The sequence below is a fragment of the Synechococcus sp. 'PEA 65AY6A-5F PE A' genome (assembly GCF_047462575.1).
GTDB lineage: Bacteria > Cyanobacteriota > Cyanobacteriia > Thermostichales > Thermostichaceae > Thermostichus.
The window spans coordinates 50,290-76,222 of the sequence record NZ_JAOALE010000009.1; the positions used below are offsets into that span (position 1 = coordinate 50,290).

Below are 25,933 nucleotides of genomic sequence, written 5' to 3' on the forward strand. Positions count from 1 at the left end.
ACAAGGAGCTGCCCCAGCACAGGGCCAACCATTTTGCCCAAGGGCTGAAGCCCTGCGGGAAGTTGCCGGATCTCACCGTAAAAACCGCCACAGTAGAGAGAAGCCCACCCCACCGAAAATCATATTCGGCAACCAGGCGGCCAGCCAGGGATCGATATGCTCAACTCGGCCCATGGCGCGTCCCAGGCTCATCAGTACATAGTAAATAAACACCAGGACAATCGCCAGCGCCACACTGCCGTAGCGGCCGGTCTGGCGCACCGTCTGCAGGCCCAAGGGCGCAGCCACCAAAATGGCAAAAAAGCTGGCCAAGGGAATGGCGAACTTGAGGTGGTACTCCGTCAGGCAGCAGGCCACATCAGCAGAAGGACGTTGCTCCGCTCGATATCGCTGGCACTGCTCCCACAGCTCTGCCGCCCGTTGCTCCTGGGGCACCTTCTCGGCGTACACCAGGCCCACCAACTTGTTGACGATGTTCAGCTCCATCTCCGCCACCTGGCCCTCGTAGTAGGTGCGCCCCCGCTCGTCGTAGCGACGGATCACCACGTCTTGCAGGTGCCAGGCTTGGCCCACCTGCTGCGCCGTTTGGGCCGAGATCACCTGTGGGTAGCGCAGGTGGCCGGTCTCGGCCTTGCGATCCAAAATCAGCAGATCGTGCATCCAGCCGGTCTTCGGGTCGATGGATCCCACATGAAACCAGAGGTCGTCGTCCACCCGCACAATTTCCTCCGAGTCAAACGGAAGGGCATCCTGGGCCAGGATGAGGTTGGTGTTCAGGGTTTTCACCTTTTGGTTGGTCTCTGGCACGATCACCTCGTTGGTCAACAGCGCCAGGCCGCTGACCAGCAGGCCGATGCAGAGCACCGGAATCAACACCTTGCGGTAGGGGATCCCGGCGGCCCGCAGGGCGGTGATCTCGCTGTCAGCTCCCATCCTGCCCAGAGTAAGTAGGGTGGCAAAGAGGCCGGCAATGGGGAAGGTGACCACCAAAATGGCGGGCAAGTTGAGGAGGAGAATGTGCAAAATTGTCAGGGGAGGGGCGCCTTTTTTCACCAGCAAATCGGCGTAGATAAAAAGCTGGTTGCCCAGCATCATCACCGTGCCCCCCGCCACCCCCAAAAAGAAGGGGCGGATCATCTCTTTGCAGAGATAAAACTCCAAAAAAAAGCCCCCCAACTTCAGGGATCCCCAAAAGCTCCCCGTCTGGGCAGAAGTTCGGCGCCGTTGACCCTTGGCCAGTGGGATGGTCATGTGGCTCTGTTACCTCAGGTGCACAAGCTCAGCCAGCTCTAGAGATCCAGACGACCCCCAGCTCCGCTGGGATCCCGTCAGAGGGCGTCGGTGATGCGGAATTGAAACATCCCCTGCTGCTGCTCGTCCCCTTCCACGGTGTACTCATCCCGCTCCAAGTTCAGGGTGACCAGCCTGCCGCTGAGGCGGTTGGCGCCCCGGCACATCTGATCCAGAGCATCGCGACCGGGCAGCGGTGCAGTGCTCTCGCGGGGAATCGGATTGAGCTCGCCGCGATCGCAGAGGAGGACGGGAGCCTGGTCGGCGGTGATCCTGAAAATCTGCCCTTGGTCGGAGTACTCGGCGCGATCCCCTTCGATGGCGCGGTTGGCCTGCACGATAACCACATTGCCGAAGAAGCGGGCATCGCCGCTGGCCTGATCGATCTCCACCCGGTCGGCGTAGATCACCGTCGGCTGGTCCACATCGGCCTGGGTCTGGGGGTTTTGCAGACGCCGCGCCAGCCAGTCCCCCTCGATCTGCTCGATCACCACCTCTCCCCGCAGCTCCACCTTCTCAGGGGTAATGGTGGCCTGGTTGGCCTTGGCCTTGCGCCCCCGCTGGATGAACTCGACGGCCTCGCTAAACTCCGAGGTGCCGGTACGAGAGTTGTAAACCAGGCGGGCGGCCCGCACTTCCGTTTCGGCTTGGCGCAGCTCCTCCGTCAGGGATCCGCCGCCAGGAGCTGGGGTAGAGGTGGCCATTTGCCGGTAGAGGACGTTTTCTTCAAAAAAGAAGATCTTGTCGCGGTGGTTGCCCTCCAAGCGGGCGGAGGTGAGCACCCGCCCAGGCTCGCGCAGGGTAACCCCCCCCGTCAGCAGGCTTTGGGATTCGCGGCGGCGGTAGGTGCCCTGGGCCGACTGGATGATGGTTTCCCCCTGGCGGATTTCCAGGTTGCCTTCCCCGCGAGCAATTTGCGTGTTGCGGTCGTAGGTGAGGCGGTCGGCGACGATGGTGACCTCCTGATCCTGCTGGGCTGGGGTCGCCTGGGGATCAGCCTGGGCCAAGCGCAGATCCGCCAAGAGGGGATCCCGGCTGCCGACATCGGCCACCTCCTGCAACACCACGCCGCCGGAGAGAATGCTCTGGGCCTGTCGGCGCAGGTAGGTGCCCTGAGGGGCGCGAATCTCGAGGCCGCCTTCGCGAATGCGCAGGTTCCCTTTCCCTTCGGCCACCTGGTTGGCCCGGTCGTAGGTGAGCTGGTCAGCGGTGATGATGGTAGAAGTGGGATCCGCCCCAGCGCTGGTCGGGTCGCTCATGGGCGCGGCTGCTGGGCGTGAGGACTCCGAATCCAAGGGCAACACCGTTAGCTTGCCCTGCTGGGCGCTGAGGAGGGCAAATTGGAAGTTAAACGAGCCGGAGCGGCCCTCTAGGATCATTTCTTGCCCTTTGAGGGTGAAGGCCTCCGGCACCTCGATGCGCTCTTCGGGGGTGATTCGCAGAGCACGGGTCAGAAGCAGGCTGCCATCCTCGCTTCTCACCTCCACCCCCTCATCCAGATACAACGCGTCGGCGGTGGCGTCGTAGCGGGCACGCTTGGCCTGCCAAATCATCCGCTCGCTGCTGGCAAAAAAGGGATCCGGCACCTCTTCTTGGCGGTCGGCGCCATCTCCGTAGAAGTAGCCGTGCGCCCCCTGCTCAAACACCTGTTGCCCAGCTCTTAGCTCCACCTGGTCGGCGATGAGACGCCAACGCCGCTGGCCCCCTCGACGACCCAAGATATCTACCCTGCGGCTGACGGAAAGGGGCTGATCCGGGGGAAGGGGCTCCACCTTTACCTCTTCGATGTCGATGGACAAGGCCCAGGCAACCAGAGCAGCCAAGAGGCCGGTTCCCAAGAGCGCCACCCCCAGGTTGGAATTGAAAAATCGCCGCATCCTGTTCTCGCCGCTGCCTTACGTTGATCCCTAACCCATGAGCCCCAGCGGGGCCAACACCCAAGCCGGCACACTAGGCTGTAGCTTATCGCAATTTGCGGGCCGCCTCGGCGGGATCCCGATCACCTCTAGGGTTCTGGCTTATCCCAGACGGCTGAGGATAAAGCCCAGCCCCAGAAACAGCCCCAGCCAAAAGTGGAGGCCGACGGCGATGAACTTAGAATGGCTGATCCGCTGCGGCTGGTCGTGATAGGCCCCCAGCAGGCGGGATAGCCGCACCGCAAAGGGGATCCCGGCAAAACCCAGCAACGTCCAAGCCGGAAAAGCCCCCAGCCCGACAAACAGCAGCAGCAGGCCAAAAATGCTGCCGCAGATCCAGGGGATGAGACGGGCGGAGCGCCGAGTGCCCAGGCGGGCCACCGGCGAGCGCTTGCCGGCAGCCAGATCGTCCTCCACCTGATGGAAATGGGAGCAAAACAAAATTAAGCTGGTGACCATCCCCACCACCAGTGAGGCCGCCAGGGCTGGCAGCGACCAGCTTTGGCTTTGGCTGTAGTGGGCGGCCAAAACCGCCAGCGGCCCGAAGCTCAAAAAACAGAGGAGCTCCCCCAGGCCGTAGTAGCCCAGGCGCAGGGGCGGCCCCTGGTAGGCGTAGCCCAGCCCGCAGGCCAGCAGCACCAATAGCAGCACCGTCGGATCCGATTGCCGCCAGCTCAGCCACAGGATCCCCGCCAGCCCCAAAGCCAAAAAGGCGTTGCCCACCCAAAACACCTGAACCGGCCTGCCCGTCAAGCTGACCAGCGAGTGGAGCTTGTTTTTGTCCACCCCCGTCTGGGCATCAAACACGTCGTTGCTGATGTTGACCCAAGCCAAAAGACAGATGGCGGCCCCCAGAAACACCGCCAAAACCCCCACATCCATCGCCCCTGACTGGGCGTAGGCGATGGCGGATCCCACCCAGATGGGCATGATCGCCACGCTGTACATGGGGGGCTTAAGGGCGGCCATCCACAACTGTCGCCGAGAGCGGCCCTCCCAAGTGCCCTTTTCCGCAAGCTGTACTGGGCTGGCCTTTGGACTCCTGCGCGTTCTCTTTGACGGTTCCGGCTGTGCGAGCATGTTGGATCTAGCTCTCTCTGGGTTCTGTGTTTGCTCTGTATTTGTTAGGTTAGGGGGCTTCTGTTCCCATCCCCAAGGATGCTAAGAAACCTTGCAATCCGTAAAGAAACGCCTGGGATCCGGCGCTGGCGAGCCTGAGCTGCCGGCTGCCCCCCTAATCTCATATCCTGAAACGCCTTTCTGCAGCTTCCCTTGCCGGTTGAGATGACGGTTGTCCTGTTTTCGGCCAAGGTAGGATCGTTCTCTTTTGCTTGCGCATGACTTCTTCTCTTTTCCCCTGGAAGGGTGGGTCCGGACGCACGAAATGGCCCAGAGCCTGGCCGCCCATTCACGCCTCTGCTGGGCCAGCAGAGGTGGAACACGCCTGGGATCCCCTGCTAGCGACCTGCCAAGAGATGGCGCGAGCGCGGGGGATCCCCCAGATTCTCAGCCTATCGCAGCCCATCTCAGGGCTAGATCCGCTGGCAGTGCTGACCCGGCAGTTGGGCTCGCTCCCCCCCAACCGCTCCTCTAGCTATTGCTATCTCTCCCACCAGGCGCAAGGGGAAAGGGTGCGGGTGCTGGGGTGGGGATCCCTGCGGCAGCTCGACCTTTCAGGAGAGGGGAGATTTCAGGCGGCACGGGCCTTTGTGCAAGCCCTACAGCCCCATGTCCACACCGCTCCTGGCAACCTAGAGTCCCCAAGCAGCCGTCAGGAGCGCCCTTTGTGCTTCTGCCGTTTTGGCTTTGCCCCCAGGAGCGGCGGGGGGGCAGCACTGGTCCTGCCGCGCTGGCAACTGTTGCAGGTGGGGGGGGAGCTGACGGTGGCGCGGCTTAACCTAGAAGTCGGCCCCGAAAGCGACCCGGCGGCCTTGGCTGGCCAGATTGCCGCTTTTTTTGCCCGCATGCAGCGTCTTTCCCAGGCTCCCTTGCCCGGTTGGGAGCTGCAGCCCCCTCTACCGGTAGCGGTAGCGGAAACACCTCTCTTGGCTCGCATTCAAAAAGCCCTGCAAGCGATTCAGGCGGGATCCCTGGAAAAAGTGGTGCTGGCAGAGGCTGTGGATCTGGCGTTGCCCTCCCCTCCCCCGATCCCTTCGCTGCTGGCCTATCTGGAGGCCCATCACCCCGATTGCAGCGTCTTCGCCTTTGCCCTGGAAAGCCAGAGGGATTTTCCTCCCCAGATCTTCTTGGGAGCCAGCCCAGAACGGCTACTGTCGGTGTGGCAGGGCCGGGTGCAGATCGATGCGCTGGCCGGCTCCGTCGCCCGCGGCGCCAACGGCCACCAGGATCGCATGTTGGCCGAGCAACTGCTCCGCAGCCCCAAAGACCGCCGCGAACACCAGTGGGTGGTGCGCTCGATCCAAGAGGCTCTGGGCCGGCTGGGGATGGAGCCCCGGATCTCCCCTCAGCCACGGCTGCGCCGTTTGGCCAACATCCAGCATCTGCAAACGGTGATCGAGGCCGAACTCCCTACGGAGGTGCATCTGTTCGACCTGTTGGCCCAGCTCCACCCCACCGCAGCGGTGGGAGGCTATCCGCAGCAGGCGGCGCTGCAGTGGCTGGAGCAGTGGGAGCCCTTTGACCGCTCGAGCTATGCCGCCCCGCTGGGCTGGGTGGACTTGCAGGGCAATGGCGAGTTGGTGGTTGGGATCCGCTCGGCTTTGATCGCGGGGAAGCGGGCCCGCCTGTATGCCGGCGCCGGCATCGTGGCCGATTCCAACCCCGCCCAGGAGCTGGCCGAGATCCGCCTCAAGTTGCATTCTCTGGCCCAGGCGCTGGCCTTGCAGCCCTTGCCCGACTAGATCCTCTCGATCCGGCAGGGGAGAGAGCTGCTCCAACTGCTTCGCAAACGGTTACAGTTAAGAAGCTGGCCCTTCCGTTGGCCTCGACTGCTCGGCAGCATGGTGACCCTGAATCCCACCCATTCCTCTCGTACGGCCGGATCCCGCGCGCAAGTGGGGCTCTGGCCCGGCCTGATCCAGCACTACCGGGACTGGCTCCCCGTCAGCTCCAGCACCCCCGTAGTGACGCTGCATGAGGGCAATACTCCTTTGATCCCCTCTCCCGCGCTGAGCCAACGGCTGGGGCGAGACTGCCAGGTTTACCTGAAGCTGGAGGGCCTCAACCCCACCGGCAGCTTCAAGGATCGGGGCATGACCATGGCAGTGTCCAAAGCCAAAGAGGCGGGGGCGGAAGCGGTCATCTGCGCCAGCACCGGCAACACGTCGGCAGCAGCCGCTGCCTATGCGGCCAAAGGGGGCCTGCGGGCCTACGTGCTGATCCCAGATGGCTACGTGGCCAAGGGCAAGCTGGCCCAGACCCTGATGTACGGGGCCGAGATCATCGCCATCCAGGGCAACTTCGACCAGGCGCTGGCTATGGTGCGGCAACTGGCGGAAGCTTACCCAGTGGCCCTGGTCAATTCTGTCAACCGCTTTCGGCTGGAGGGGCAGAAGACCGCCGCCTTCGAGGTGGTGGATGCCTTGGGGGATGCCCCCGACTGGCTCTGTATCCCCGTGGGCAATGCCGGCAACATCACCGCCTACTGGATGGGCTTTTGCCACTACTACCAGCGAGGCAAGGCCAGCCGTCGCCCACGGCTCTACGGCTTTGAGGCCGCTGGCGCCGCCCCCATCGTCCTCAACCGTGTCGTGGAGCACCCAGAAACGGTGGCTACGGCCATCCGCATCGGCAACCCTGCCAGTTGGGTGAAGGCCAAGGCGGCAGTCCAGGCCAGCGGTGGCCGGGTGGATAGTGTAACCGACGAGGAGATCCTGGCCGCCTATCGTCTGCTGGCGGCGGAGGAAGGGATCTTCTGCGAGCCGGCCAGTGCCGCTGCAGTGGCTGGATTGCTGAAATGGCGGGATCAGGTGCCTGCCGGCGCCCAGGTGGTGTGCGTGCTCACCGGCAACGGCCTTAAGGATCCCGACACGGCCGCCCAACAGGGATCCGCCGCCATCCACACAGGAGTAGCCCCCGATTTGGCTGCTGTAGCCCGCCTGATGGGCTTTTAGCGCCGCTGGTCGTGGTTGTGCCACCTGGTAGTACCCCTGGATAAATGGGGTGCTGGCTCAAGTTGGCGACGAAGCCGAGAGGCGTCTCCTTCTCAGGTGGGCTACCTGGTAATTGCCGCCAGCGCCCGTAGAGGAGCCTTGGCTGAATTGGGAAGAGCTAGAGGACTTTTGGCAGTTGGTGGACAAGCTGCAACTGCCTGCGGAAGTGGTGAGACAGGTTTCTCAAGAAGTGGCAGCCGAGCTGGGGGATCCCGGCGTTCCCCCCCTGGAAGTCCTGGTGCAGGGGTTTACTCGTCACTGCGGCTAGAAGGCTGCGCGGGCGACTGATAGTTGCGGATGGCTCGCCTGACCAAAGTGAGAAAGGCATAGGCCCGTTGATCGTTGGGATCCAAGCGCATCACGGTTTGAAAAGCCGCTTCGGCCTGCCGCAGGACCTCGAGATCGAGTTGTCCATCCACCTCTGCTTCCAGTTGAGCCTTTTGCAACAGCAAGGCTCCCCGGTTGTAGTGGGCTGCAACATGGGTGGGATCTGCCGCCAACACGGCCTCCAGCTCGGCCAGTGCCGGATCCAGATAGCCACTCATGCCCAGCACCCAGGCCAGCTTGTAGCGAGCTTCGGTGTGCGCGGGATCCTCGGCAACTGCCCGGCGAAAGGCCTGGATGGCAGCCGGAAAATCGCCTGCCTGAACCGCCGCAATGCCTTCTTGGTAACTGTCGCCGGCCATAGGCAAGGTTGGGCTCGAGTCGAGGGATCCCCAATCTGCAGCTTAGCCCTTTCCAGACAGGATCTCCCAGTTTTCTCAGCGCCTTTTCCCCCCTGGGCCTGCCATCTGCGGCAGGGGAAACTGCATCAGCAGGAGATCTGAGACTGCGCGAAGCCTGCTCCGGTCGAACTCTGCCCCTTCCTAGGATGAACATAGCCACTGATTGTCAGGTGTGAACTATGAACGCCAAACTGGTCTTCCTGCCGCTGGCTTTGGGGCTGTCGATGGCTCCGGCCACCGCCGTTTTCCCGCAGACCCTGGGCCTCTACCCCCCGCTGCAAAGGCTACAACTGGCCGACAATCGGCTGGAAACCGGCACCCGCTCCATCATCGTCAACCCAGTGCCTTCCAACTTGCAGGTCAACCTGGAGCTGGATCGGCGCGGCTCTAACCCCATCTACCGGCCCGGCGAGCCGATTGCCATTACCGTGAGCACCAATCGCGACGCTTACGTCTACCTCTTCAGCATCCAAGCCGATGGCCGCACCCATTTGATTTTGCCCAACCGCTTCTCGGGTGGAAACGAGTTTTTGCGGGCCGGCGAAGCGCGCACCTTCCCGCCCCCTGGCGCCCGCTACCGCCTGACCATCGCCCCGCCCTTTGGCCAAGCCCAAGTATTGGCGGTGGCCTCCCTCCGTCCCCTCAACTTCCAGGAGATTGCCTCTTTTGAGCAGGGTGGCTCCTTTGCCAATGTACGGGTACGGGGATCCCAACTGGGCGATGCCATCGCCCGCGCCATCGTCGTCGAGGAGATCCCTGCCACCGAGTGGGTGACCACCACTCGCTTCTATCGGGTTGCACCGTGGTGACCCCGGCAATGGAGATCCCAGACCCGCCCTAATCCCAGAGTCTGGAACCGACAGCCAAGCAGGCTTGTCTTGCCGCTGCCGGCCTAGACCGAGCCGAAGCTGAGGCCTAGGAGAAGAACAGCCGCCAAGCTCACCACCAGCATTAGACCAGCAGGCAGAAATTGGCCGGTTTTGCGGTAGCGCAGGGCAAAGAGAAGGGATCCCAGCACCGCCGTCCCCAAGCCCAGACCCAGCCCCCAGCGGGGATCTGTTCCCAGTAGCCCGTAGCTGACGCCGCTGAGGGCGGCCCCCACCAGGCCGCTAATTAACGACTTGGAGCTTCTGCCTTTCACATAGCCGACGACCCCGCCTAGCAAAAGCAGCGCTCCATAGACGAGCAAAGTCATCTGTGCGGCCATCATGGCTGGGAAAAACCCCCCTAGCTCGGTTTAGTCGACAACAATTTCACGAATCAAGGGCAGGCGGATGCTGATGTAGCGGTTGAGAATTGAGGCATCGACGTTGCTGAGGGCATGTTTTTTTTGGCAAGCACTCAGAAGCAGATTCACCAAGTCATCGTCGCGCTGATTGAGCCAATCTGGCCTGCCGATCTCGCTGACCAAAGACCAGAACTGGCGTACCATTTCAGGGGTCATGGCATCCATTGTGTAGGGTAAGGGCTGAACTGCGAAAGTGCAAGAGAAAGAGGGGTCTAGGCCATCGATCCCATTCTAGGGAAAACGCCCTGTCCATGAAGGCAACATTTCAGCTCCGTCACAACTTAGGATAAGATGTCATGCTTTCCCATAAACCTCAGCAAACCCCAACCAACCCTGCTTCAGAAGGCTCTGAACCAGAAGCTTCCAGCGCTAATAAAATAAAGCAATAATGACTCTTGCCCAATCTCGACATCGGCATCAAAAGGCTTACAGGCAGACCGGCCAAAACTTCTCAGGGAAGGCGCAGAAGCTTGGCAGGCCTGGACGCTAGTGCAGGGCGTACTGCAACCCATAGGCTCCTTCTTCTCCTGGTTTGTGGGTGTTGGCCCGGAGGGTGTAGGTGCCGCTGCGAGGCAAAAAGGCAATTATCAGGGCATCGCTGCCGCCGCCTTGGTCGTCATCCCAAGCCATCACCTCTCCCTCCGGGTCCAACAGTTGCAAAAAGGCATCGAAATCAGAGCTGGCCATCGAAGCGAGTAGGATCTGGCCGGCCCGGGCAGCGATGGGGTGTTCTTCCATCCAACTGCCGTCTTCAGGGTGTTGGGCGGATCCCTTCTGCAGACGGCCCGACACCGTTTGCTGCCAATCGACCTGGGCCAGCCGGTAGGTCAGCCGGTAGGTGCCAGTGGATGCCGGCTTGAAGCTTGTGGCCCGCAAGGTGTAGGTGCCTTCCTGCAGCAGCCGCACCGCCAAGAGGGCATTAACATCTGGGCCGGAGTCGTCGTCAAAGCCGATTACCCGCCCTTGGCCGTCCACCAGCTCCAGGTAAGGGTCAAAGTCTTCGCTCTCCAGGGCGGCGATCAGGATCTGGCCCGCCTCGGCGGCCACAGGGATCCCATCCCAGTAGCTGCCGTACTGGGGGCTGACCTCGTCCCCCCCTTCAAGAGTTCCTGTCAGGGTTTGGCTGCCTCTCCACAGGGGAGAGGGAGTCAAGGCGGCTCCCACTTGTGTGCTCCCCTCTCCCACGGGGTTCAACAGCCGACAGCCGCTGGCCAACCCCAAAGCCACCCAAGCAAGGGCCAAACGGGATCCCCAACCGAGGAAAAACCCAGAACTAGAACATAAGCTCGACATCCAATCGACGAGGATCCGTCTAGAGGGAATGGAGACCACAGACTCAATTCTACTCCTTGGGCGGAGCCCGGCCAGGGACGGCAATTTACAGAGCATCCCAAGCTTGCAAGACGGCCTCTAGGGCCAACCGCCCGTGGCTGAGATGGGTCCCCCCCTGTAAGTAGACGATGTAGGGCTCGCGCATTGGCCCATCGGCGGAGAGCTCGGCGCTGCTGCCGGCAACAAAAGTGCCCGCCGCCATCACCACCGGGTCGGCATAGCCGGGCATCACTTCTGGGATCGGGGTGAGGTAGGAATCCACTGGCGAGCTGCTTTGGATAGCGCGGCAAAAGGCCTGCAACTTCTGCGGGGATCCCAGTTGAATGGCCTGGATGATGTCGGTGCGGGACACCTGGGGTGACGGGGAAACAGGATAGCCCAGATCGTGGAACACCTGGGCGGCCAGATGGGCGATCTTGACCGCTTCGGCCACCATCTGTGGAGCCAAAAACAGCCCCTGGAACAGCAGGCGATTGAGATCGAAAGTTGCTCCCCCTTCCGAGCCGATCCCTGGCGCTGTCAGCCGGCAGGCAGCCTGCTCCACCAGCTCGGCCCGCCCCGCCACATAGCCCCCCGCCGGGGCCAGGGTGCCGCCTGGATTTTTGATTAGGGATCCAGCAATCAAATCTGCGCCCACGTGGGTGGGCTCTTGGGTTTCCACAAACTCGCCATAGCAGTTATCGACCAAGACCACCACCTCCGGGTTTTGTGCCTTGACGATCTGGATCATCTCGGCAATCTGGGCGATGGAAAAGCTGGGACGCCAGTCATAGCCACAGGAGCGCTGGATGTGAACCAGGCGGGTTTGCGGTTTGAGGGCCGTTTTCAGGGCCTGCCAATCGACATCTCCTTCCCGCAGATCCAACTGACGATAGGTAACGCCGAACTCCCGCAGGGATCCCCGCCCCGATCCCCGCAGGCCGATCACCTCCTCCAGAGTGTCGTAGGGGGGGCCGGTGATGGCCAACAGCTCATCCCCCGGCCGCAGCACGCCAAACAGGGCACAGGCAATGGCATGGGTGCCAGACACCATTTGCAGCCGCACCAGCGCCGCCTCACAGCCCATGATCTGGGCAAACACCCGATCCAAAACCTCTCGTCCCCGGTCGTCGTGACCATAGCCCGATACGCCGGCAAAGTGATGGGATCCCACCTGCTGGTCGCGGAAGGCCTGCAGCACCCGCGCCAGGTTCTCCCTAAGGACCCTATCTATCGCCTGAAACTGATCCTGCAAAGCTGCTTCTGCTTTGTCCAAAAGCTCCTTCGCTTTCCAAGAGATCTCTCTGACCACCGGGTCCACCCCACTTCTTCTAAGCAAACCGGCCTTCCGGCTAGCAGGTCGGCCACAGAGGCCAAAAACGGCTTTTCAGACCTGCTCTTGGTAACGATATTTCTACGGGATCCCTATCTTATAAAAAGCTTAACTTCAGTCAACATCTCTTCATTCTCCCTTTCAGTCTCTGTCTGAGCTGGAAAAAGCACCCTGGCTCACCAGGTTGTATAATGGCCACAAGTTCTGTAAGGAGAAAAGAGAAAAGATAGCAATAAACAATAAGGAGATGCTCGCCCTGAGAGCAGAGGTCGATTCAGCAAGTGCTGATTCTCTCTGTTGAATTTAAGTTTAGTAAAAGCATTTTCGGCAGAACCTATCTGTGTAAGTTCTGCCACTAAGTTTGCCCTTTTCGAGCAGTCTGGAGACCTTCTCCACTTGAATTTGGAGTTCCGAATTCAGGGAACCTCTCCTTGCCTGAGAAGTGGTGCTGGCTCCCAATCCCTTAAAAATGAAGACGGCCTAAATTTATTCTTAACCCCTGAACCAGATCCCTGGGGGAGATGTTAACTTAGACTTAACCCAAGAGGTTAGTGCCGATGCCAAAGCCGATCTTCATCTTCTGGCGTAGCCCTTTCTGCAAGTTGCCGGGCCGCGATCATGCCTGAGGTGGGGGCTGTTTCCTAGGGATCCTTTGCGAGGGTGAGGCGCTAACTTTAGGTGTAAACTGACACAACCGGGAGAGTACCCATGACTAAGCTTGTGATCCAAGGGAAAAACGTCGAGATTACCGACGCCATCCGCAGCTACGTTCAAGAAAAAATCGAGCGGGCTGTCAAACATTTTGCCCAGATCACCAGTGAAGTGGATGTCAATCTATCGGTAGCCCGTAACCCCCGCATCAGTGCCAACCAATCTGCCGAAGTTACCGTCTACGCCAACGGCACCGTCATCCGGGCGGAGGAAAGCAGCGAGAACCTCTACGCCAGCATTGACCGCGTTGCCGACAAGCTGGCCCGCAAGCTGCGCAAATATAAAGAACGCAACGGCGTTCACCGCATCCGCCATTCTCCCAAAACCTCGGTGGCAGTGGCCCAGCAGCCCCTCACCGATCCTCTGAATACAGAACGGCAAGCAGAGCTGCCCCCTGAGGTGGTGCGCACCAAGTATTTCGCCATGCCTCCCATGACAGTTCAGGAGGCGCTGCACCAGTTGGAGCTGGTGGATCATGATTTTTACGTGTTCCGCAACATCGAAAACGGCGAGATCAACGTCATCTATGTCCGCAAGCACGGCGGCTACGGGCTGATCCGCCCCCATCCCTAGAGGAGACCCTGCGGGCTTTCTTGTTTGCCTTAGGTCTCAGGGGCAGCGCCTGCTGGATCAGGTGGATGAGCTGCTTGAGATGGTGATGCAGCAGGAGATCCTGCCAGTTGCGAGGCGAGACCGATCCTTGGCTTGGCCAGCCCTAGGCAGCTTTGCCCTCCTCTTTAATTCCCGCCTTCTTCCAATCGTAAAAGCTGCCCTCACCCCCAGCCCCTCTCCCACAAGGGAGAGGGGAAAGTCAGGGATCGGCCAACTAGATGTTGGGGAGCCGTTTGCACCGTGGCTCCCCGACCAAGAGGGCCTCGAAGAAAAGAGAAGGGAGAGGGCTCTATTCTTCAGCGGCGGAGAGGCTCCCCAACGGCCAGCACCTGCTGCAGGAACTGATCCTGGTGCTGGCGCAAGACGCCCAGATCCGGGCCGTGGTTGAGTAAGACGAAACGGGTGCCATCCGGAAGCTGCCCCACCATCATCAGTCGGTTGGCGGCAGAGCCCACCTGGGCGATCGTGCCCGGGGGCAGAGCGCGGAGCTGCAAAGGGCTGTGGCCGACCCCGGCCACTGGCAGGACACGCCTGGGATCCCCGTCTGTGGCCTCAAGCAGATGTTCCCACAGATGGGCCAGGGCGCGGGGGGAGAGGTACAGCTCTTGCCCGCCTGGGCCAAGGCGAATTTCCAACTGGGCAGGGGCCAGTTTGGGATCCAGATGGGCAACCGGCTGAGCTACCAACCGCTGCTGCAGGTACTCCAGCAGGGCTGTTCTGCCTGCCAGCTCCGCCAACAGGGCTTCTGCCATGGCCCGATCGTTGCCGCCGTTGAGGATTTGTAGCAGGGATCCCAGGCGCAGCGAGGTGTAGCCGGCCAGGCAATGGATCTCCTCCGGCAGCTCCCTTAACGTTGACCCGGAGCCGCCGAGGGTCACAGGATAGGGCCCCTGGGGATCTCGGAGGAGCTCGGCAAGCCGGCGGGCGCTGGCCAGAGAGTCAGGCTGACCCAGCAAGCGGAAGGGGGGCACCACCTTCACCTCGCCGTCGATCTGGCGAATGCCGAGGTTGTGCAGGTGGCGGGCCAGCTCGGCCACATTGGCCTCCCGGAAATAGGGATCCCCGCCGCCCACCACGACCAAGTCTCCCGTCAAGCGCTGGCCGGAGCGGTGGCTGGTGGTGTAGAAGCGAGTTTGGAAGCGATACTCATAGCCCCACTTTTCCAGCGCCATCAGGCTGAGGGCCAATTGATCCAAAGCCCCCACCGGCAAAGGCCGATCCAGCAGGTGCTCCGCCAAGAGCTCGCCTTCGGCTGTCCAAAGCAGGATCCCCTGTTGAGAGAGCGCTCCCCCTTGGGCCGCCAATCCCTGCAAAAAACCGGACAAGGCCACGGCGTAGGGGGAATCCTGCCACTGCGACGATTGCCCACGGGGCCACCAGGGGGGAAGGCCGGGCGTGCCACTGGGGGAAGGCAGCGGCGGCGGCGGGGTGGGGATGGGGGGGAAGGGGTTTTGCGCCGCTGCTGTAACCTCAGCCTGGACACCCTGAGAGGGGGTTTCGGCACTGCTGCGGTTGTTCCAGCAGGCCCCCAGGGCCAGAGAACAAACCAACGGGATCCCTGCCCAGAGGAAACGGCGCTGGGAGCTCAACCCCTGTAGGATAGACAACATGCTGACCTCCCAAAAGACATTGGCAAAGAGAACGAGCTGGCAAAACTTGAAGCTACTCTAGTGCCATCTCAATGGCTCTGGCAAATTTTCCCCTTGCCCACTGCCCCTCTTTTGCCGAGGCGACCCCAGATGGGCAAATCGGCATTTTCTTCCTTCACACAGAAGAGCGGGATCCCTGTCACGCCAAGCTTAATTTGGTTCCTAGCTGATGCTAATTGGCGGGAGATTCGCCCCTCGCCCAACCCTCCACTGTAACTTTTGTTGTAAAGCCTGTAACGCTTTTGTAACGGATGATGAGCTGCTTTTGGCCGCTCTTTATAGAAGGTTAGAATGGAAGAATTTAAGCTCTAAGCATTCTCAGCCACCCATGGGGAACCCTCAGCGATGGCTCAGTTGGAGAAACAAGCCTTCCTGGAGCGATGGCGCGAGATTCTGGCCCCTTATTCCCTGGGCTATCGCCTTCGGCTGTTGTCGCAATTGGTGCGGCGGAAATTTCAGGCCTACCTGGAGCCCTTCGGCCTGACCGCTTCCCACTGGGTGGTGCTTTGCTGCCTCTGGGAAGAAGACGGGATCCCCACCTCCACTATCTGCGAGCGCCTGCAGCAGTTGGGGGGTACCATGACCGGTGTCTTGGACGGCATGGAGAAACGGGAGCTGATCCGGCGGCAGCGGGATCCCAAGGATCGGCGGATCTGGCGGGTTTACCTCACCCCTGCCGGAGAGAAGTTGAAAGAAATTTTGCCCCCTCTCATTTGGGAGTTGCGGGAGCAGACCTACGGCTGTCTCAGCTTAGAAGAACGGGCAACCCTGTCGCGGCTGGTGGATCGGCTGATTGCCCACTTGTCGGAGGAGTCGGAGGCCGCGGTGGTGGCAGAGCCGCACCATCGCTTGTCCTATTGACACTCCCACCCAGGGGATTCTTACGCAGCCCAAAATGGACTCGTAAAGGCGCTGTCAAGACGCCCCTAGACAGTCCTTTGAGGCATAACCTCAAAGTTCTGCTTACTTCGGACTGAAGTTCCTCCAGGTTAGTTATTGCCGCATCTATGGGTTGACGGTTGAGCTGATGGGGATCCCTGCTGTGTTGCTCCTAGACTGTTCTCCCTTAAGTCTTTCCTCGGCTGAGGCGCGGGAGAAATTGCTGTATTTGCTGGCCCAACTGGCCTACCGCGAGGGATCCTTTACCCTCACGTCTGGGCAGCAAAGCACTTACTACATCAACTGCAAGCCGGTTACCCTCCACCCCCAGGGAGCCTACCTGGTGGGATCCCTGCTGCATCGGCTACTGCCCCCTGAGACCGAGGCAGTTGCCGGCATGACCTTGGGGGCGGATCCCTTGGTCACAGCGGTGAGTTTGGCCTCTCTGCAGGCTGAGCCGGCCAACCTGGCGGCCCTGATTGTCCGCAAAGAGCCTAAGGGACATGGCACCCAGGCCTGGATCGAGGGGCCGGAGTTGCCGGCGGGCAGCCGGGTTTGGATCTTGGAGGATGTGGTGACCACCGGCGGCTCGGCTCTCAAGGCTGTCGAGCGGGTGCGGGCAGCGGGCTATCGGGCAGAAGGGATCCTGGCTTTGGTGGATCGACTGGAAGGGGCAGAGGCCCGTTACCGCGAAATGGGGATCCCCTTTCGCCGCCTGTTTACCCTTGAAGAGGTGCGTGCCTGCCATCAGAGTCTCCGCCAGGGCTTGGTGGGCTGGCCGGTTTTGGGAGGTGAGGGGGGTTCCCAAGCCTGCTCTTGAGAGGCTCCCCATCTCTCCTCCGCTGCAAGAGCTGGCCAAGCCAAAAAGGCCGTTGGCGCTTTTGACCTTTGGTCTTGGTTTTGTCGATTGGTAGCTGTCATTGGGCTGTAGAAGTGACAGGATAGGCGGTGAAATAGGGCGAAAAGGGTTTAGCCATGCGCATGGGCAGACTCAGTGGCATCCTCTTGCACCCCACCTCGCTACCGGGGCCATTTGGCATCGGCGATCTGGGGCCGGCTGCCTACCGGTTTGTGGATTTTCTGGTGGAAAGCGGCCAGCGCCTCTGGCAGGTGCTGCCCCTTGGCCCCACCGGCTGGGGCAACTCCCCCTACATGAGCTTTTCTGCCATTGCCGGCAACCCACTGCTGATTAGCCCGGAGCTGCTGGTGAAAGCCGGCTGGCTGGAACCCAACGGCTGGCAGGATCTGCCCCAATGGCCAGCCATCCAGGCGGGGAATGCTGAGCGGGTGGACTACGAAACCGTGATCCCCTTCAAGCTGGGCTTGTTGCGCCGCGCCTGGGCCACCTTCAAAGACAAGGCCACCGCCGCCGACTGGGAAGCCTTTCAAGCCTACTGTGCTGCCGAGGCCGATTGGCTGCCGGACTACGCCCTGTTCATGGCCCTCAAAGAGGTGTATGGCGACCAGGAATGGACCCAATGGGATCCAGCCTTGGCACAACGGGATCCCCTGGCTTTGCAAGAGGCCCGTGACCGCCATGCCGATGCCATCACCCGGCAGATGTTTTGGCAGTATCTATTTGCCCAACAGTGGGGATCCCTAAGAGAGTACGCCCACCGGCATCAAGTGCAGCTCATCGGGGACATACCCATCTATGTCGCCCCCAACAGCGCCGATGTGTGGGCCAACCGGGAGCTGTTTCACCTGGATGAACAAGGACGGCCCTTGCAGGTAGCCGGCGTGCCCCCCGACTATTTCAGCCCCACCGGGCAGCGCTGGGGCAACCCCCTCTACAACTGGGAGGTGCTCAAGGCCCGCGGCTACAACTGGTGGATCCGGCGCATCCAGGCCATTCTCAAGCAGGTGGATTGCGTCCGCATCGACCACTTCCGCGGCTTCGAGAGCTACTGGGCCATCCCCGGCGCTGCGGAAACAGCGGTAGAAGGCGAGTGGCAAAAAGGGCCGGGGGCCGACTTCTTTCAGGCGCTGGCCGACAAGCTGGGGAAAATCCCGGTGATCGCCGAAGATCTGGGAGACATTACGCCGGAGGTGTTGCAACTGCGGGATCAATTTGGCCTGCCCGGCATGAAGGTGCTGCTCTTTGCCTTTGGCTCGGGGCCCGATAACCCCTATCTGCCTCACAGCTACGAGCGCAACTTCGTCGTCTACACCGGCACCCACGACAACAACACCGTGGTGGGCTGGTTTCATGACCCAGAACGCCCGGAGTGGGAAAAGCAAAACCTGTTGCGCTACCTGGGCTGCCAGGGATCCGACGGCATCCACTGGGATCTGATTCGCCTGGCCCTGGCTTCCGTGGCCGACCTGGCCATCATTCCCCTGCAAGATGTGATGGGCCTGGGGGCAGAGGCGCGCATGAACTTCCCCGGCAGGGCCGAGAACAACTGGGCCTGGCGCTACCGCGAGGAGATGCTGCGGCCGGAGCTGGCCCAGCGGCTGGCGGAGCTGAGCGTCACCTACGGGCGCATCTCTCCGCAAGAGTTGGAGCAACGGCGGGCAGCCCTGGCCCAAGAACGAGCGGCAGGATCTTCTCAAGCTGCCCCCGGCCTCGTCTAATGCTGGATCCCGCCCATCAGCAGCCCTAGCTGCTCTTCGGTGGCCTCTTCAGGCGTGAGTTCTCCCACCAGGTGGCCCTCATGGATCACCAAAATGCGATCCGACAAGCTGATCACCTCATTCAAATCCGCCGACACCAGCAGCACCCCCATGCCCTGATCCCGCGCCTGCAGGATGCGCCGATGAATGGCCTCGATGGCCCCCACATCCACCCCCCGCGTCGGTTGGGCAGCCACCAGCACCTTGGATCCACAGGAAAGCTCCCGCCCCACAACGATCTTCTGGGCATTGCCGCCAGAATAGCGGCGGGCCGTCAGGGAAATGCTGCGGGGGCGAACGTCGAAGCTCTCCACCACCTGGCGGGCATGTTGGTCAATGGCCTCTTCCTGAAAAAATCCCAACCAGCCGGTATACGGCTTTTGATGGTGATCCCCCAGGATCAGGTTGTCGCGGGTGGGGAAATCCAGCACCAAACCTCTCACATTGCGATCTTCGGGGATATGACTCAGACCCCAGCAACGCACCTGTCGGGCCGAAGCAGACAGGGATCCGGCTCCATAGCGAATTTGGCCGCGGTAGCTTCTCAAGCCGGTGATCGCCTCCACCAATTCCGTTTGGCCGTTTCCCTCCACACCGGCAAGGCCCACAATCTCGCCGGCACGTACCTGGAAGCTCGCCCCCGCCACCGCCGGCTTCCGCCCCGGTATATCCACCCACAGATCTCGCACATCCAGCAACACCTCCCCAGGGGTAGCGGCCTTTTTTTCAACGGTCAGACTGACTTCCCGCCCCACCATCAGCCGCGCCAGTTCCTGGGCATCGGTTTGGGCAGTGGGCAACGTCGCCACCACCTTGCCATCCCGAATGACGGTGACGCGGTCGGCCAGTTGCATTACCTCCTTCAGCTTGTGGCTGATGAAAATGACAGCTCCCCCCCGCCGGGCAAAGCGGCGCAAAAACGCAAACAGCTCGCCTGCCTCCTGCGGAGTCAACACTGCCGTCGGCTCATCCAAAATCAAGATGCGGGCCTTGCGGTAGAGCATTTTCAAGATCTCCACCCGCTGCTGTAGGCCTACCGGCAGATCCTCCACTCTGGCGTCGGGATCCAGATGGAAGCCCATCTCGGCAATCAACTGAGCCACCTCAGCCCTGGCCCGACGGAAATCGACCTGAAAAAGATGGCCGGGTTCGGCCCCAAGAACCACGTTTTCCGTAACCGTCAAGGGATCCACCAACATAAAGTGTTGATGCACCATCCCAATTCCCAACCGAATGGCATCGGCGGGACTGTGAATTTTGGCCGGTTGCCCATCCACTTGAATGGATCCCTCGTCCGGGCTGACCAACCCATAGACAATCTTCATCAGGGTAGACTTGCCCGCCCCGTTCTCCCCCATCAGCGCCAGAATCTCTCCCCAACGCACCTCCAGATCGATGTGGTCGTTGGCCAGCACCAGAGGATAACGCTTGGTGATCCCCTGCAAGCGAAGGGCAATATCGCTGCGATGGGATCCCTCTGCCAAGGAAGGATCAGGCCCACTCATGAGGTGCTTCTTGAACGCCTCTTCCAGCATAGGTTGTGAACTGCCATGCCAGAGGAAAGCATTTCTGGGGGTATTGTGAGAGTCTCTCTTTTTCTAAGCACTATGGTCATTTCGATTCAAACTGGGACACTGCACCCACACCTAAAACGTTGGTCACGTCGTTACGTCGTCGCATCGTCGCGTCAGCGTTGCGGTTCCCGTCAGGGTGCCGTAGGCATAGCAATAGCGCTGCGGAGCAATAATGCACGGGGCCAGAAGGCTTTTTTCAATAGCCCAGGCGTCTTACCCTAGCCTGAAACAACTATGTCTAATAACTAATGGTGCAACATCCAAGGTCGCCCACAGGATTGGGAGCGATATTTTGGCGAGTTTGGATCAGAATTTGAGTGCTGTTCACGCTTGATCAGTTTGGGTTCTCTTCCCCCCTTTGAAATAGGCAAAGAGCTGGAAAGCTGAACCATGGGAACTGAAATGAGACGTTTCCCTTCCTGATTGCAAGAAGGACAATAGGCCGGATCTCGATATTGAGATAAGGGCCGCCATACCTCAAACTCCCCACAGGTTTGACACTTAAACTCATACAGCGGCATCTTCCTATTCCACCCCCTTGAACGAGGCATCGGATAACATTCACCTAGGGAGAATATCTATGTCGAAGATTTGCGTAGGAATAGCCACCGTACAGCAAGCATTGGGAATATCGACGATCCCACTCACTCTGCCCTCCACCGGTGCAGCACTGAGCAGCAGATAAGCTTGTTCTCCCGTAAAGCCGAATTTTTTCAGATATTCGATGGCATTTAAGCAGGCGCGTCGATAGGCAATGTGAACATCCATATAATACTGCTTACCTGTAAGCTCGTCCACAGAAATGCCCTCAAACACAAGGTATTCCGAGTAACGTGGCTCAACAGGGCCGGGCTTAAAAATGGGGTTAACCAATCCGTACTTCTCAACACCACCCTTGATTAGATCGACGTGGAGATCGATGTAGCCCGACATCTCAATAGCGCCACAAAAAGAGATCTCCCCATCCCCTTGCGAGAAGTGAATATCTCCCATCGACAGCTTGGCACCCTCCACGTAAACCGGGAAGTAGATCCGTGTTCCTTTAGACAGGTTTTTAATATCGCAATTACCACCGTGCTCTCGCGGGGGCACCGTCCGAGCCGCTTCAGCAGCAACCCGCTCATACTCTGACTTGGGCAAAGTTCCCAAAATTGCGTTCTTGGGATTGGGCAAGGCGGCCAGCACAGGCTGATTGCCGGATAGCCCCGCGCCGTAAGTGCGCAAATCGGGAGCCGAAGCGACCAGCTCAGCTTCCCGCTTATTCCAAGCCGCCAGCAACTCGTGAGATGGGGCACAGCCAATGAGGCCGGGGTGAATGATGCCGGCAAAGCGCACATGGGGAATGTGTCTGGAAGTGGTGTAAATGCCTTGAAAATCCCAGATGGCTTTGGCCGCGTTGGGAAAATGATCGGTGAGGAATCCCCCTCCATTTTCTTTGGCAAAAATACCTGTAAACCCCCACTCGTCTCCCGGCAGTGGCCCAATGTCTAACAGATCGACAACCAGGATATCTCCAGGCTGGGCGCCGTTAACCCAAATAGGCCCACTCAAAACATGGACAACGCTTAGGTCAACCTGCTCAATGTCGGAAGGATCATCGTTGTTTTTGATTTGCCCATCCGTCCAGTCTTTACACTCAATTCGGAATACCTCGCCAGGGTTTACAGAAACCACAGCGGGAATATCAGGATGCCAGCGGTTGTGACCCGGTAGATCCTGTTGATCCATTGGCTTAGTCAGGTCAACTTTAAACAGCGTTTTGGGCATGGGATCCTATCCTTGAGTCATCACTCTGCGGTCAGACTTTGAATGCACAAAAGCCTATCTCCAATAGAGAAGCTAATACTGTAGTAAGAGCTACAATTCATAGTGCTGTTATCTACAATCGCAGAGCGGGAGATGAGGAGCTTAGGATGAATGGCCTCGATGGCCCCCACATCCACCCCCCGCGTCGGTTGGGCAGCCACCAGCACCTTGGATCCACAGGAAAGCTCCCGCCCCACAACGATCTTCTGGGCATTGCCGCCAGAATAGCGGCGGGCCGTCAACACGGCCGTCGGCTGGCTTTTCTTTAGAAAGGGACATTCAGGCCCTTTCTTGAGCTCCCCGGCATCTGGGATCCTCAAGTTCTGAAAACTCCACTGCCCTCCATTGCCGCAACCGGCTAGTTGAGCGCCTGCACCTGATCCAGGAAGTCTGCCACCGTCAGGGATCCCAGGTCTTTTCCGTGGCGCTGCCGCACGCTCACTGTGCCAGTTGCCTGCTCTTTTTCCCCCACAATCAGCATGAAGGGAACCTTGGCCTTCTCGGCGTTGCGGATCTTTTTGGGCAGGCGGTCGCTGTCGGCATCGATGTGGACGCGGATCCCCTGTTCTCGCAACTGATCCCGCACCTGGGTGGCATAGCCCAGGTATTGGTCGGAAACGGGCAAGATGCGCACCTGTTCCGGCGCCAGCCAGAAGGGAAAATCCCCCGCGTATTCCTCGATGAGGATGCCGATGAGCCGCTCCAGCGAACCAAAGGGAGCGCGGTGGATCATTACCGGCCGCTGCCGGGATCCGTCCTCGGCCACATAGTACAAGTCAAAGCGCTGCGGGTTTTGGTAGTCTACCTGCACCGTGCCCAACTGCCACTCCCGATCCAGCGCGTCGCGGAAGATAAAGTCCAGCTTCGGCCCGTAGAAAGCCGCCTCTCCGATCCCTTCAAAATGCGGCATTGAAAGCTTCTCCACCGCGCGGCGAATGGCATTCTCGGCCATATCCCACTCTTCCGGGGATCCCAGATATTTATCGGATTTGGGATCGCGGAAGCTGAGGCGGGCGCGAAAATCTTTGAGTTTGAGCTTGTCGAAAACCACCAGAATGAGATCGACAACCTTGAGAAACTCTTCTTCCAACTGATCGGGACGAACGAACAAGTGGGCGTCGTCCACCGTAAAGCCGCGAACGCGGGTCAAGCCCCCCAATTCCCCCGATTGTTCGTAGCGATAGACGGTGCCGAACTCGGCATAGCGCAGCGGCAAATCGCGGTAGGATCTCAGCTCTGATTTATAGATTTGGATGTGAAAAGGACAGTTCATCGGCTTCATGACAAAGCCCTGTTCAGCGGCGCGCGCCTCCTCGCTCTCGGCCATCATGGGAAACATGTCTTCCCGGTACTTCTGCCAGTGGCCGGAGATCTTGAACAGATCCACGCGGGCAATGTGGGGCGTCACCACCGGCAGATAGCCCCGCTTGAGCTGCTCCTGCTTGAGAAAATCCTCTAGCACCCAGCGCAGAGTAGTTCCTTTGGGGGTCCAAAGGGGCAGGCCCGGCCCCACTTCATCGGCAAATATAAATAGGCCCAGCTCCTTGCCCAGCTTACGGTGATCCCGCCGCTTGGCCTCTTCCAGCCGCCGCTTGTATTCCTTGAGCTCCTCCGGCGTCTCCCAGGCGGTGCCGTAGATGCGCTGGAGCTGCGGCTTGGTCTCGTCCCCCCGCCAATAGGCGCCGGCCACGCTGAGCAGGTCAAAAGCTTTGGGGTTGATCTCCTTCGTGTTTTCCACGTGGGGGCCGGCACAGAGATCCCACCACTCATCCCCCAGATGGTAGATGGTGATCGGCTCGCCTTCGGGAATGCTATCTAAAATCTCCAGCTTGTAAGGTTCGCCGAGGGCCTCGATGCGGCGCCTGGCCTCCTCCCGGCTCACCTCCTCGCGGATCACCGGCAAGCCTTTCTTGATGATCGCCTGCATCTCTTTTTTGATGCGCTCCAGATCTTCCGGCGTGAAGGGCTCGGGATGGTCAAAGTCGTAGTAAAAGCCATAGTCGGTCGTCGGGCCGATGGTTACCTGGGCCTTGGGAAACAGCCTTTGCACCGCCATCGCCAGGACGTGAGAGGTGGTGTGGCGGATGCGCTCCAGCTTGGGAGATTCGTGGGTACGCAGCAGCTTGAGGGGGCTGTTGGCCTGTTGAGGGGATGCGGCTGGTTGAGACATCGGAACCCGCTTGGCGACAAAAATGACTCTGCAGTGCTTTTATCTTAGTCTGAGGCCAGAACAGCCGGGATCCCCAACGGGGACAACTCTCTGTTTAAGAAAGACCGTCGCCTTTAAACCCACAGCTCGGCCAAGAAAAAGGGGGGAAAGCACACAGTATTCTAGAAGTGTCGCAAAGTGTCGCAACCTCTGAATTCATTCATGGTCTCTTCGCTCGCCAACCTTGCCGAACGCTCTGCCGCCGCCTCTGAACCGAAACCGGCCCCCCTTTCTGAGTCTGGAGTTGCTCCGGTCATAGCCGCCATCGATGTGGGCAGCAACTCCCTGCACATGGTGGTGGTGCGCATTAACCCCAATATCCCCAGCTTCACCATCATCTCCCGCGAAAAAGCCACCGTCCGGCTGGGGGAATTCTGCAGCCAGACGGGCGCCCTTACCCCTGCTGCCATGGAACGGGCCCGGACGGCTCTGGAGCGGTTTTGCCGCATTGCCGAGAGCTTTCAGGTGCAGGATATCGTTGCCGTGGCCACCAGCGCTGTGCGCGAGGCCCCCAATGGGCCGGAGTTCTTGAAGCGGATCGAGCAGGAGCTGGGCCTGCGCATCGAGCTGATCTCCGGCCAGGAGGAGGCCCGCCGCATCTACCTGGGGGTGCTCTCGGCCATGGAGTTCCACAATCGGCTGCACGCGGTGGTGGATATCGGCGGCGGCTCGACCGAGCTGATTCTGGGCAACGGCCAAGAGCCGGAGTTTCTACGCAGCATCAAGGTGGGGGCGGTGCGCCTGACCCAAGCTTTTTTGCACCACGATCCGCCCACCTCCGCCGAGCTGCAGGCGCTGCGGCAACATGTCCGCGGCATGCTGGAAGCTCCCATTGAGCAGATGCGGCGCATCGTCGAAGCCTCCCAACAGCCGGGATCCCTGACCTTGGTGGGCACCTCCGGCACCATCGAGTGCTTGGCCCAGTTGGATGCCCGCCGTCGGCTGGGCGCTGCCCCCACTCGCCTGCAGGGGTATGAGTTCAGCCTGGAAGCCCTGCGGGCCTATGTCAAAGAGCTGCGCTCCCTCACCGTGGCCGAACGGCAAAAACTGCCCGGCTTTGGGGAAAGACGCGGGGAGATCATCCTGGCTGGGGCCGTCATCTTGGAGGAGGTGATGACCCTGCTGGGGGTGGAGCGGATCCAGTTTTGCGAACGGGCCCTGCGGGAAGGGCTGATCGTGGATTGGATGATCGGCCAGGGGCTCATTGAAGATCGGCTGCGCTACCACAGCTCGGTGCGGCGGCGCAGCATCCTCAAGCTGGCGGAAAAATACCAGGTGGAGCTCCCCTATGCCGAGCGGGTAGCGGAGTTTGCCCTCAGTCTTTTCGATCAGACCCGCGGCATCCTGCACTCCTGGGGCTCCCGCGAGCGAGCTCTTCTCTGGGCGGCCGCCATGCTGCACAACTGCGGCCACTTCATCAGCCATGCCGCCCACCACAAGCACTCCTACTACCTGATCCGCCACGGGGAGCTGTTGGGCTTCAACGAGGAAGAGATAGAGGTGATCGCCAACCTGGCCCGCTACCACCGCAAGTCGCCCCCCAAGAAGAAGCACGAGAACTTTCAACGCCTCAGCAACGAGCGGGATCGCCAAGTTGTCCTCGAGCTCAGCCCCCTGCTGCGCATAGCCTGTGCTCTGGATCGCCGCCGCCTGCAGGCCATCCAAGCTCTCCACTGCCGTTTTCAGCTTCTGGGAGAAGGCCCCCGCTGCATGGAGCTGATTTTGGATCCCAGGCACCCCAACGACGACTGTGCCCTGGAGCTGTGGAGCTTGAACGAGAAGAAAAAGGTCTTCGAGCAACAGTTCAAGCTGCAGGTGATTCCCAAATTATCCACCCAGATCCAGCGCAGCGCGGATCCCTTTGAGGCAGCCGTCTAGCCAAGGGGCGTATAGTCGTTTCAA

Annotated in this window: 23 protein-coding genes; 9 read left to right on the forward strand and 14 right to left on the reverse strand. The window is 60.3% G+C overall.

Annotated elements, in window-relative coordinates; translation table 11 throughout:
- Window positions 1-72: 72 nt before the first annotated feature.
- The 3 genes from GG26_RS04735 to menA form a co-directional block, all read right to left on the reverse strand.
- Window positions 73-1,251 carry an LptF/LptG family permease gene (locus GG26_RS04735; RefSeq protein ID WP_414389136.1) on the reverse strand — a complete coding sequence of 393 codons (1,179 nt, stop codon included), beginning with the start codon at window positions 1,249-1,251 and terminating at the stop codon, window positions 73-75.
- A gap of 77 nt (window positions 1,252-1,328) precedes the next feature.
- Complete coding sequence (locus GG26_RS04740) at window positions 1,329-3,167, reverse strand: LptA/OstA family protein (RefSeq protein WP_099812827.1); 1,839 nt, start codon at window positions 3,165-3,167, stop codon at window positions 1,329-1,331.
- Window positions 3,168-3,308: 141 nt separating this feature from the next.
- Window positions 3,309-4,175: a 2-carboxy-1,4-naphthoquinone phytyltransferase gene (menA, locus tag GG26_RS04745; protein ID WP_041438574.1), complete on the reverse strand. Its 867-nt coding sequence runs from the start codon at window positions 4,173-4,175 to the stop codon at window positions 3,309-3,311.
- A 368-nt stretch (window positions 4,176-4,543) separates the two neighbouring features.
- On the opposite strand from menA, the gene GG26_RS04750 reads away from it, so the two are divergent.
- The 3 genes from GG26_RS04750 to GG26_RS04760 all read left to right on the forward strand — a co-directional run bounded on the left by GG26_RS04750 (window position 4,544) and on the right by GG26_RS04760 (window position 7,586).
- Window positions 4,544-6,067 carry an isochorismate synthase MenF gene (locus tag GG26_RS04750; protein ID WP_041438572.1) on the forward strand — a complete coding sequence of 508 codons (1,524 nt, stop codon included), beginning with the start codon at window positions 4,544-4,546 and terminating at the stop codon, window positions 6,065-6,067.
- Between the two features lie 153 nt (window positions 6,068-6,220).
- Window positions 6,221-7,279 (forward strand): threonine synthase, encoded by a 1,059-nt coding sequence (thrC, locus tag GG26_RS04755; RefSeq protein ID WP_414389155.1) that lies wholly within the window; start codon window positions 6,221-6,223, stop codon window positions 7,277-7,279.
- Between the two features lie 112 nt (window positions 7,280-7,391).
- A complete protein-coding gene (locus GG26_RS04760) occupies window positions 7,392-7,586 on the forward strand; it encodes a hypothetical protein (protein ID WP_011431248.1) in 195 nt (64 codons plus the stop codon).
- Here GG26_RS04760 and GG26_RS04765 read toward each other — a convergent pair.
- Window positions 7,567-8,004 (reverse strand): tetratricopeptide repeat protein, encoded by a 438-nt coding sequence (locus GG26_RS04765; protein WP_011431247.1) that lies wholly within the window; start codon window positions 8,002-8,004, stop codon window positions 7,567-7,569. The two genes, GG26_RS04760 and GG26_RS04765, sit on opposite strands and share 20 nt — an antisense overlap.
- Before the next feature lie 218 nt (window positions 8,005-8,222).
- Here GG26_RS04765 and GG26_RS04770 point away from each other — a divergent pair, with 218 nt between their 5' ends.
- Window positions 8,223-8,852 carry a DUF4384 domain-containing protein gene (locus GG26_RS04770; RefSeq protein WP_240527818.1) on the forward strand — a complete coding sequence of 210 codons (630 nt, stop codon included), beginning with the start codon at window positions 8,223-8,225 and terminating at the stop codon, window positions 8,850-8,852.
- Window positions 8,853-8,935: 83 nt separating this feature from the next.
- Here GG26_RS04770 and GG26_RS04775 read toward each other — a convergent pair whose 3' ends face one another.
- From GG26_RS04775 to GG26_RS04790, 4 genes are all read right to left on the reverse strand, one after another.
- Window positions 8,936-9,253, reverse strand: a complete 318-nt coding sequence (locus GG26_RS04775) for a TMEM14 family protein (protein WP_041438567.1) — start codon at window positions 9,251-9,253, stop codon at window positions 8,936-8,938.
- Between the two features lie 27 nt (window positions 9,254-9,280).
- Window positions 9,281-9,496 carry a hypothetical protein gene (locus tag GG26_RS04780; protein ID WP_011431243.1) on the reverse strand — a complete coding sequence of 72 codons (216 nt, stop codon included), beginning with the start codon at window positions 9,494-9,496 and terminating at the stop codon, window positions 9,281-9,283.
- A gap of 321 nt (window positions 9,497-9,817) precedes the next feature.
- Window positions 9,818-10,573 (reverse strand): hypothetical protein, encoded by a 756-nt coding sequence (locus GG26_RS04785; protein WP_099812830.1) that lies wholly within the window; start codon window positions 10,571-10,573, stop codon window positions 9,818-9,820.
- 136 nt (window positions 10,574-10,709) lie between these two features.
- On the reverse strand, window positions 10,710-11,954 hold the full coding sequence (locus GG26_RS04790; protein WP_011431241.1) for an aminotransferase class I/II-fold pyridoxal phosphate-dependent enzyme: 1,245 nt from the start codon (window positions 11,952-11,954) through the stop codon (window positions 10,710-10,712).
- Window positions 11,955-12,683: 729 nt separating this feature from the next.
- Between GG26_RS04790 and hpf the strand changes: the two genes are divergently transcribed.
- A complete protein-coding gene (gene hpf / locus GG26_RS04795; protein ID WP_011431240.1) occupies window positions 12,684-13,259 on the forward strand; it encodes a ribosome hibernation-promoting factor, HPF/YfiA family in 576 nt (191 codons plus the stop codon).
- 335 nt (window positions 13,260-13,594) lie between these two features.
- On the opposite strand, the gene GG26_RS04800 is transcribed toward hpf, so the two are convergent.
- A complete protein-coding gene (locus GG26_RS04800) occupies window positions 13,595-14,908 on the reverse strand; it encodes a D-alanyl-D-alanine carboxypeptidase (RefSeq protein WP_011431238.1) in 1,314 nt (437 codons plus the stop codon).
- A 384-nt stretch (window positions 14,909-15,292) separates the two neighbouring features.
- On the opposite strand from GG26_RS04800, the gene GG26_RS04805 reads away from it, so the two are divergent.
- From GG26_RS04805 to malQ, 3 genes are all read left to right on the forward strand, one after another.
- The gene (locus GG26_RS04805; RefSeq protein ID WP_099812831.1) at window positions 15,293-15,808 is read left to right on the forward strand and encodes a MarR family winged helix-turn-helix transcriptional regulator; all 516 of its coding nucleotides are present in this window, start codon (window positions 15,293-15,295) and stop codon (window positions 15,806-15,808) included.
- 166 nt (window positions 15,809-15,974) lie between these two features.
- The gene (gene pyrE, locus GG26_RS04810; RefSeq protein WP_099813326.1) at window positions 15,975-16,646 is read left to right on the forward strand and encodes an orotate phosphoribosyltransferase; all 672 of its coding nucleotides are present in this window, start codon (window positions 15,975-15,977) and stop codon (window positions 16,644-16,646) included.
- Between the two features lie 155 nt (window positions 16,647-16,801).
- Window positions 16,802-18,403, forward strand: coding sequence for a 4-alpha-glucanotransferase (gene malQ, locus GG26_RS04815; protein WP_414389142.1), 1,602 nt, complete (start codon window positions 16,802-16,804; stop codon window positions 18,401-18,403).
- Here the strand turns inward: malQ and GG26_RS04820 are convergent.
- From GG26_RS04820 to thrS, 5 genes are all read right to left on the reverse strand, one after another.
- Entirely contained in the window at window positions 18,400-19,947 is a 1,548-nt protein-coding gene (locus tag GG26_RS04820; protein ID WP_414389144.1) for an ABC transporter ATP-binding protein, read from the reverse strand. The two genes, malQ and GG26_RS04820, sit on opposite strands and share 4 nt — an antisense overlap.
- Before the next feature lie 314 nt (window positions 19,948-20,261).
- Window positions 20,262-20,567, reverse strand: coding sequence for an FmdB family zinc ribbon protein (locus tag GG26_RS04825; protein ID WP_414341588.1), 306 nt, complete (start codon window positions 20,565-20,567; stop codon window positions 20,262-20,264).
- 10 nt (window positions 20,568-20,577) lie between these two features.
- Window positions 20,578-21,783, reverse strand: a complete 1,206-nt coding sequence (fmdA, locus tag GG26_RS04830; protein ID WP_011431230.1) for a formamidase — start codon at window positions 21,781-21,783, stop codon at window positions 20,578-20,580.
- A 20-nt stretch (window positions 21,784-21,803) separates the two neighbouring features.
- Entirely contained in the window at window positions 21,804-22,067 is a 264-nt protein-coding gene (locus tag GG26_RS04835; protein WP_228375316.1) for a hypothetical protein, read from the reverse strand.
- A 113-nt stretch (window positions 22,068-22,180) separates the two neighbouring features.
- Complete coding sequence (thrS, locus tag GG26_RS04840) at window positions 22,181-23,992, reverse strand: threonine--tRNA ligase (RefSeq protein ID WP_011431228.1); 1,812 nt, start codon at window positions 23,990-23,992, stop codon at window positions 22,181-22,183.
- Between the two features lie 201 nt (window positions 23,993-24,193).
- Here thrS and GG26_RS04845 point away from each other — a divergent pair, with 201 nt between their 5' ends.
- Window positions 24,194-25,909 (forward strand): Ppx/GppA phosphatase family protein, encoded by a 1,716-nt coding sequence (locus GG26_RS04845; protein WP_240531066.1) that lies wholly within the window; start codon window positions 24,194-24,196, stop codon window positions 25,907-25,909.
- Window positions 25,910-25,933: the final 24 nt, after the last annotated feature.

Bases quoted from the DNA above. Each gene is read 5' to 3' on its own strand.
- GG26_RS04735 (WP_414389136.1), bottom strand. From the start codon at position 1,251: ATGACCATCCCACTGGCCAAGGGTCAACGGCGCCGAACTTCTGCCCAG.
- GG26_RS04740 (WP_099812827.1), bottom strand. From the start codon at position 3,167: ATGCGGCGATTTTTCAATTCCAACCTGGGGGTGGCGCTCTTGGGAACC.
- menA (WP_041438574.1), bottom strand. From the start codon at position 4,175: ATGGCCGCCCTTAAGCCCCCCATGTACAGCGTGGCGATCATGCCCATC.
- GG26_RS04750 (WP_041438572.1), top strand. From the start codon at position 4,544: ATGACTTCTTCTCTTTTCCCCTGGAAGGGTGGGTCCGGACGCACGAAA.
- GG26_RS04765 (WP_011431247.1), bottom strand. From the start codon at position 8,004: ATGGCCGGCGACAGTTACCAAGAAGGCATTGCGGCGGTTCAGGCAGGC.
- GG26_RS04770 (WP_240527818.1), top strand. From the start codon at position 8,223: ATGAACGCCAAACTGGTCTTCCTGCCGCTGGCTTTGGGGCTGTCGATG.
- GG26_RS04775 (WP_041438567.1), bottom strand. From the start codon at position 9,253: ATGATGGCCGCACAGATGACTTTGCTCGTCTATGGAGCGCTGCTTTTG.
- GG26_RS04780 (WP_011431243.1), bottom strand. From the start codon at position 9,496: ATGGATGCCATGACCCCTGAAATGGTACGCCAGTTCTGGTCTTTGGTC.
- hpf (WP_011431240.1), top strand. From the start codon at position 12,684: ATGACTAAGCTTGTGATCCAAGGGAAAAACGTCGAGATTACCGACGCC.
- GG26_RS04800 (WP_011431238.1), bottom strand. From the start codon at position 14,908: ATGTTGTCTATCCTACAGGGGTTGAGCTCCCAGCGCCGTTTCCTCTGG.
- GG26_RS04805 (WP_099812831.1), top strand. From the start codon at position 15,293: ATGGCTCAGTTGGAGAAACAAGCCTTCCTGGAGCGATGGCGCGAGATT.
- pyrE (WP_099813326.1), top strand. From the start codon at position 15,975: ATGGGGATCCCTGCTGTGTTGCTCCTAGACTGTTCTCCCTTAAGTCTT.
- malQ (WP_414389142.1), top strand. From the start codon at position 16,802: ATGCGCATGGGCAGACTCAGTGGCATCCTCTTGCACCCCACCTCGCTA.
- GG26_RS04820 (WP_414389144.1), bottom strand. From the start codon at position 19,947: ATGAGTGGGCCTGATCCTTCCTTGGCAGAGGGATCCCATCGCAGCGAT.
- GG26_RS04825 (WP_414341588.1), bottom strand. From the start codon at position 20,567: ATGCCTCGTTCAAGGGGGTGGAATAGGAAGATGCCGCTGTATGAGTTT.
- fmdA (WP_011431230.1), bottom strand. From the start codon at position 21,783: ATGCCCAAAACGCTGTTTAAAGTTGACCTGACTAAGCCAATGGATCAA.
- thrS (WP_011431228.1), bottom strand. From the start codon at position 23,992: ATGTCTCAACCAGCCGCATCCCCTCAACAGGCCAACAGCCCCCTCAAG.
- GG26_RS04845 (WP_240531066.1), top strand. From the start codon at position 24,194: ATGGTCTCTTCGCTCGCCAACCTTGCCGAACGCTCTGCCGCCGCCTCT.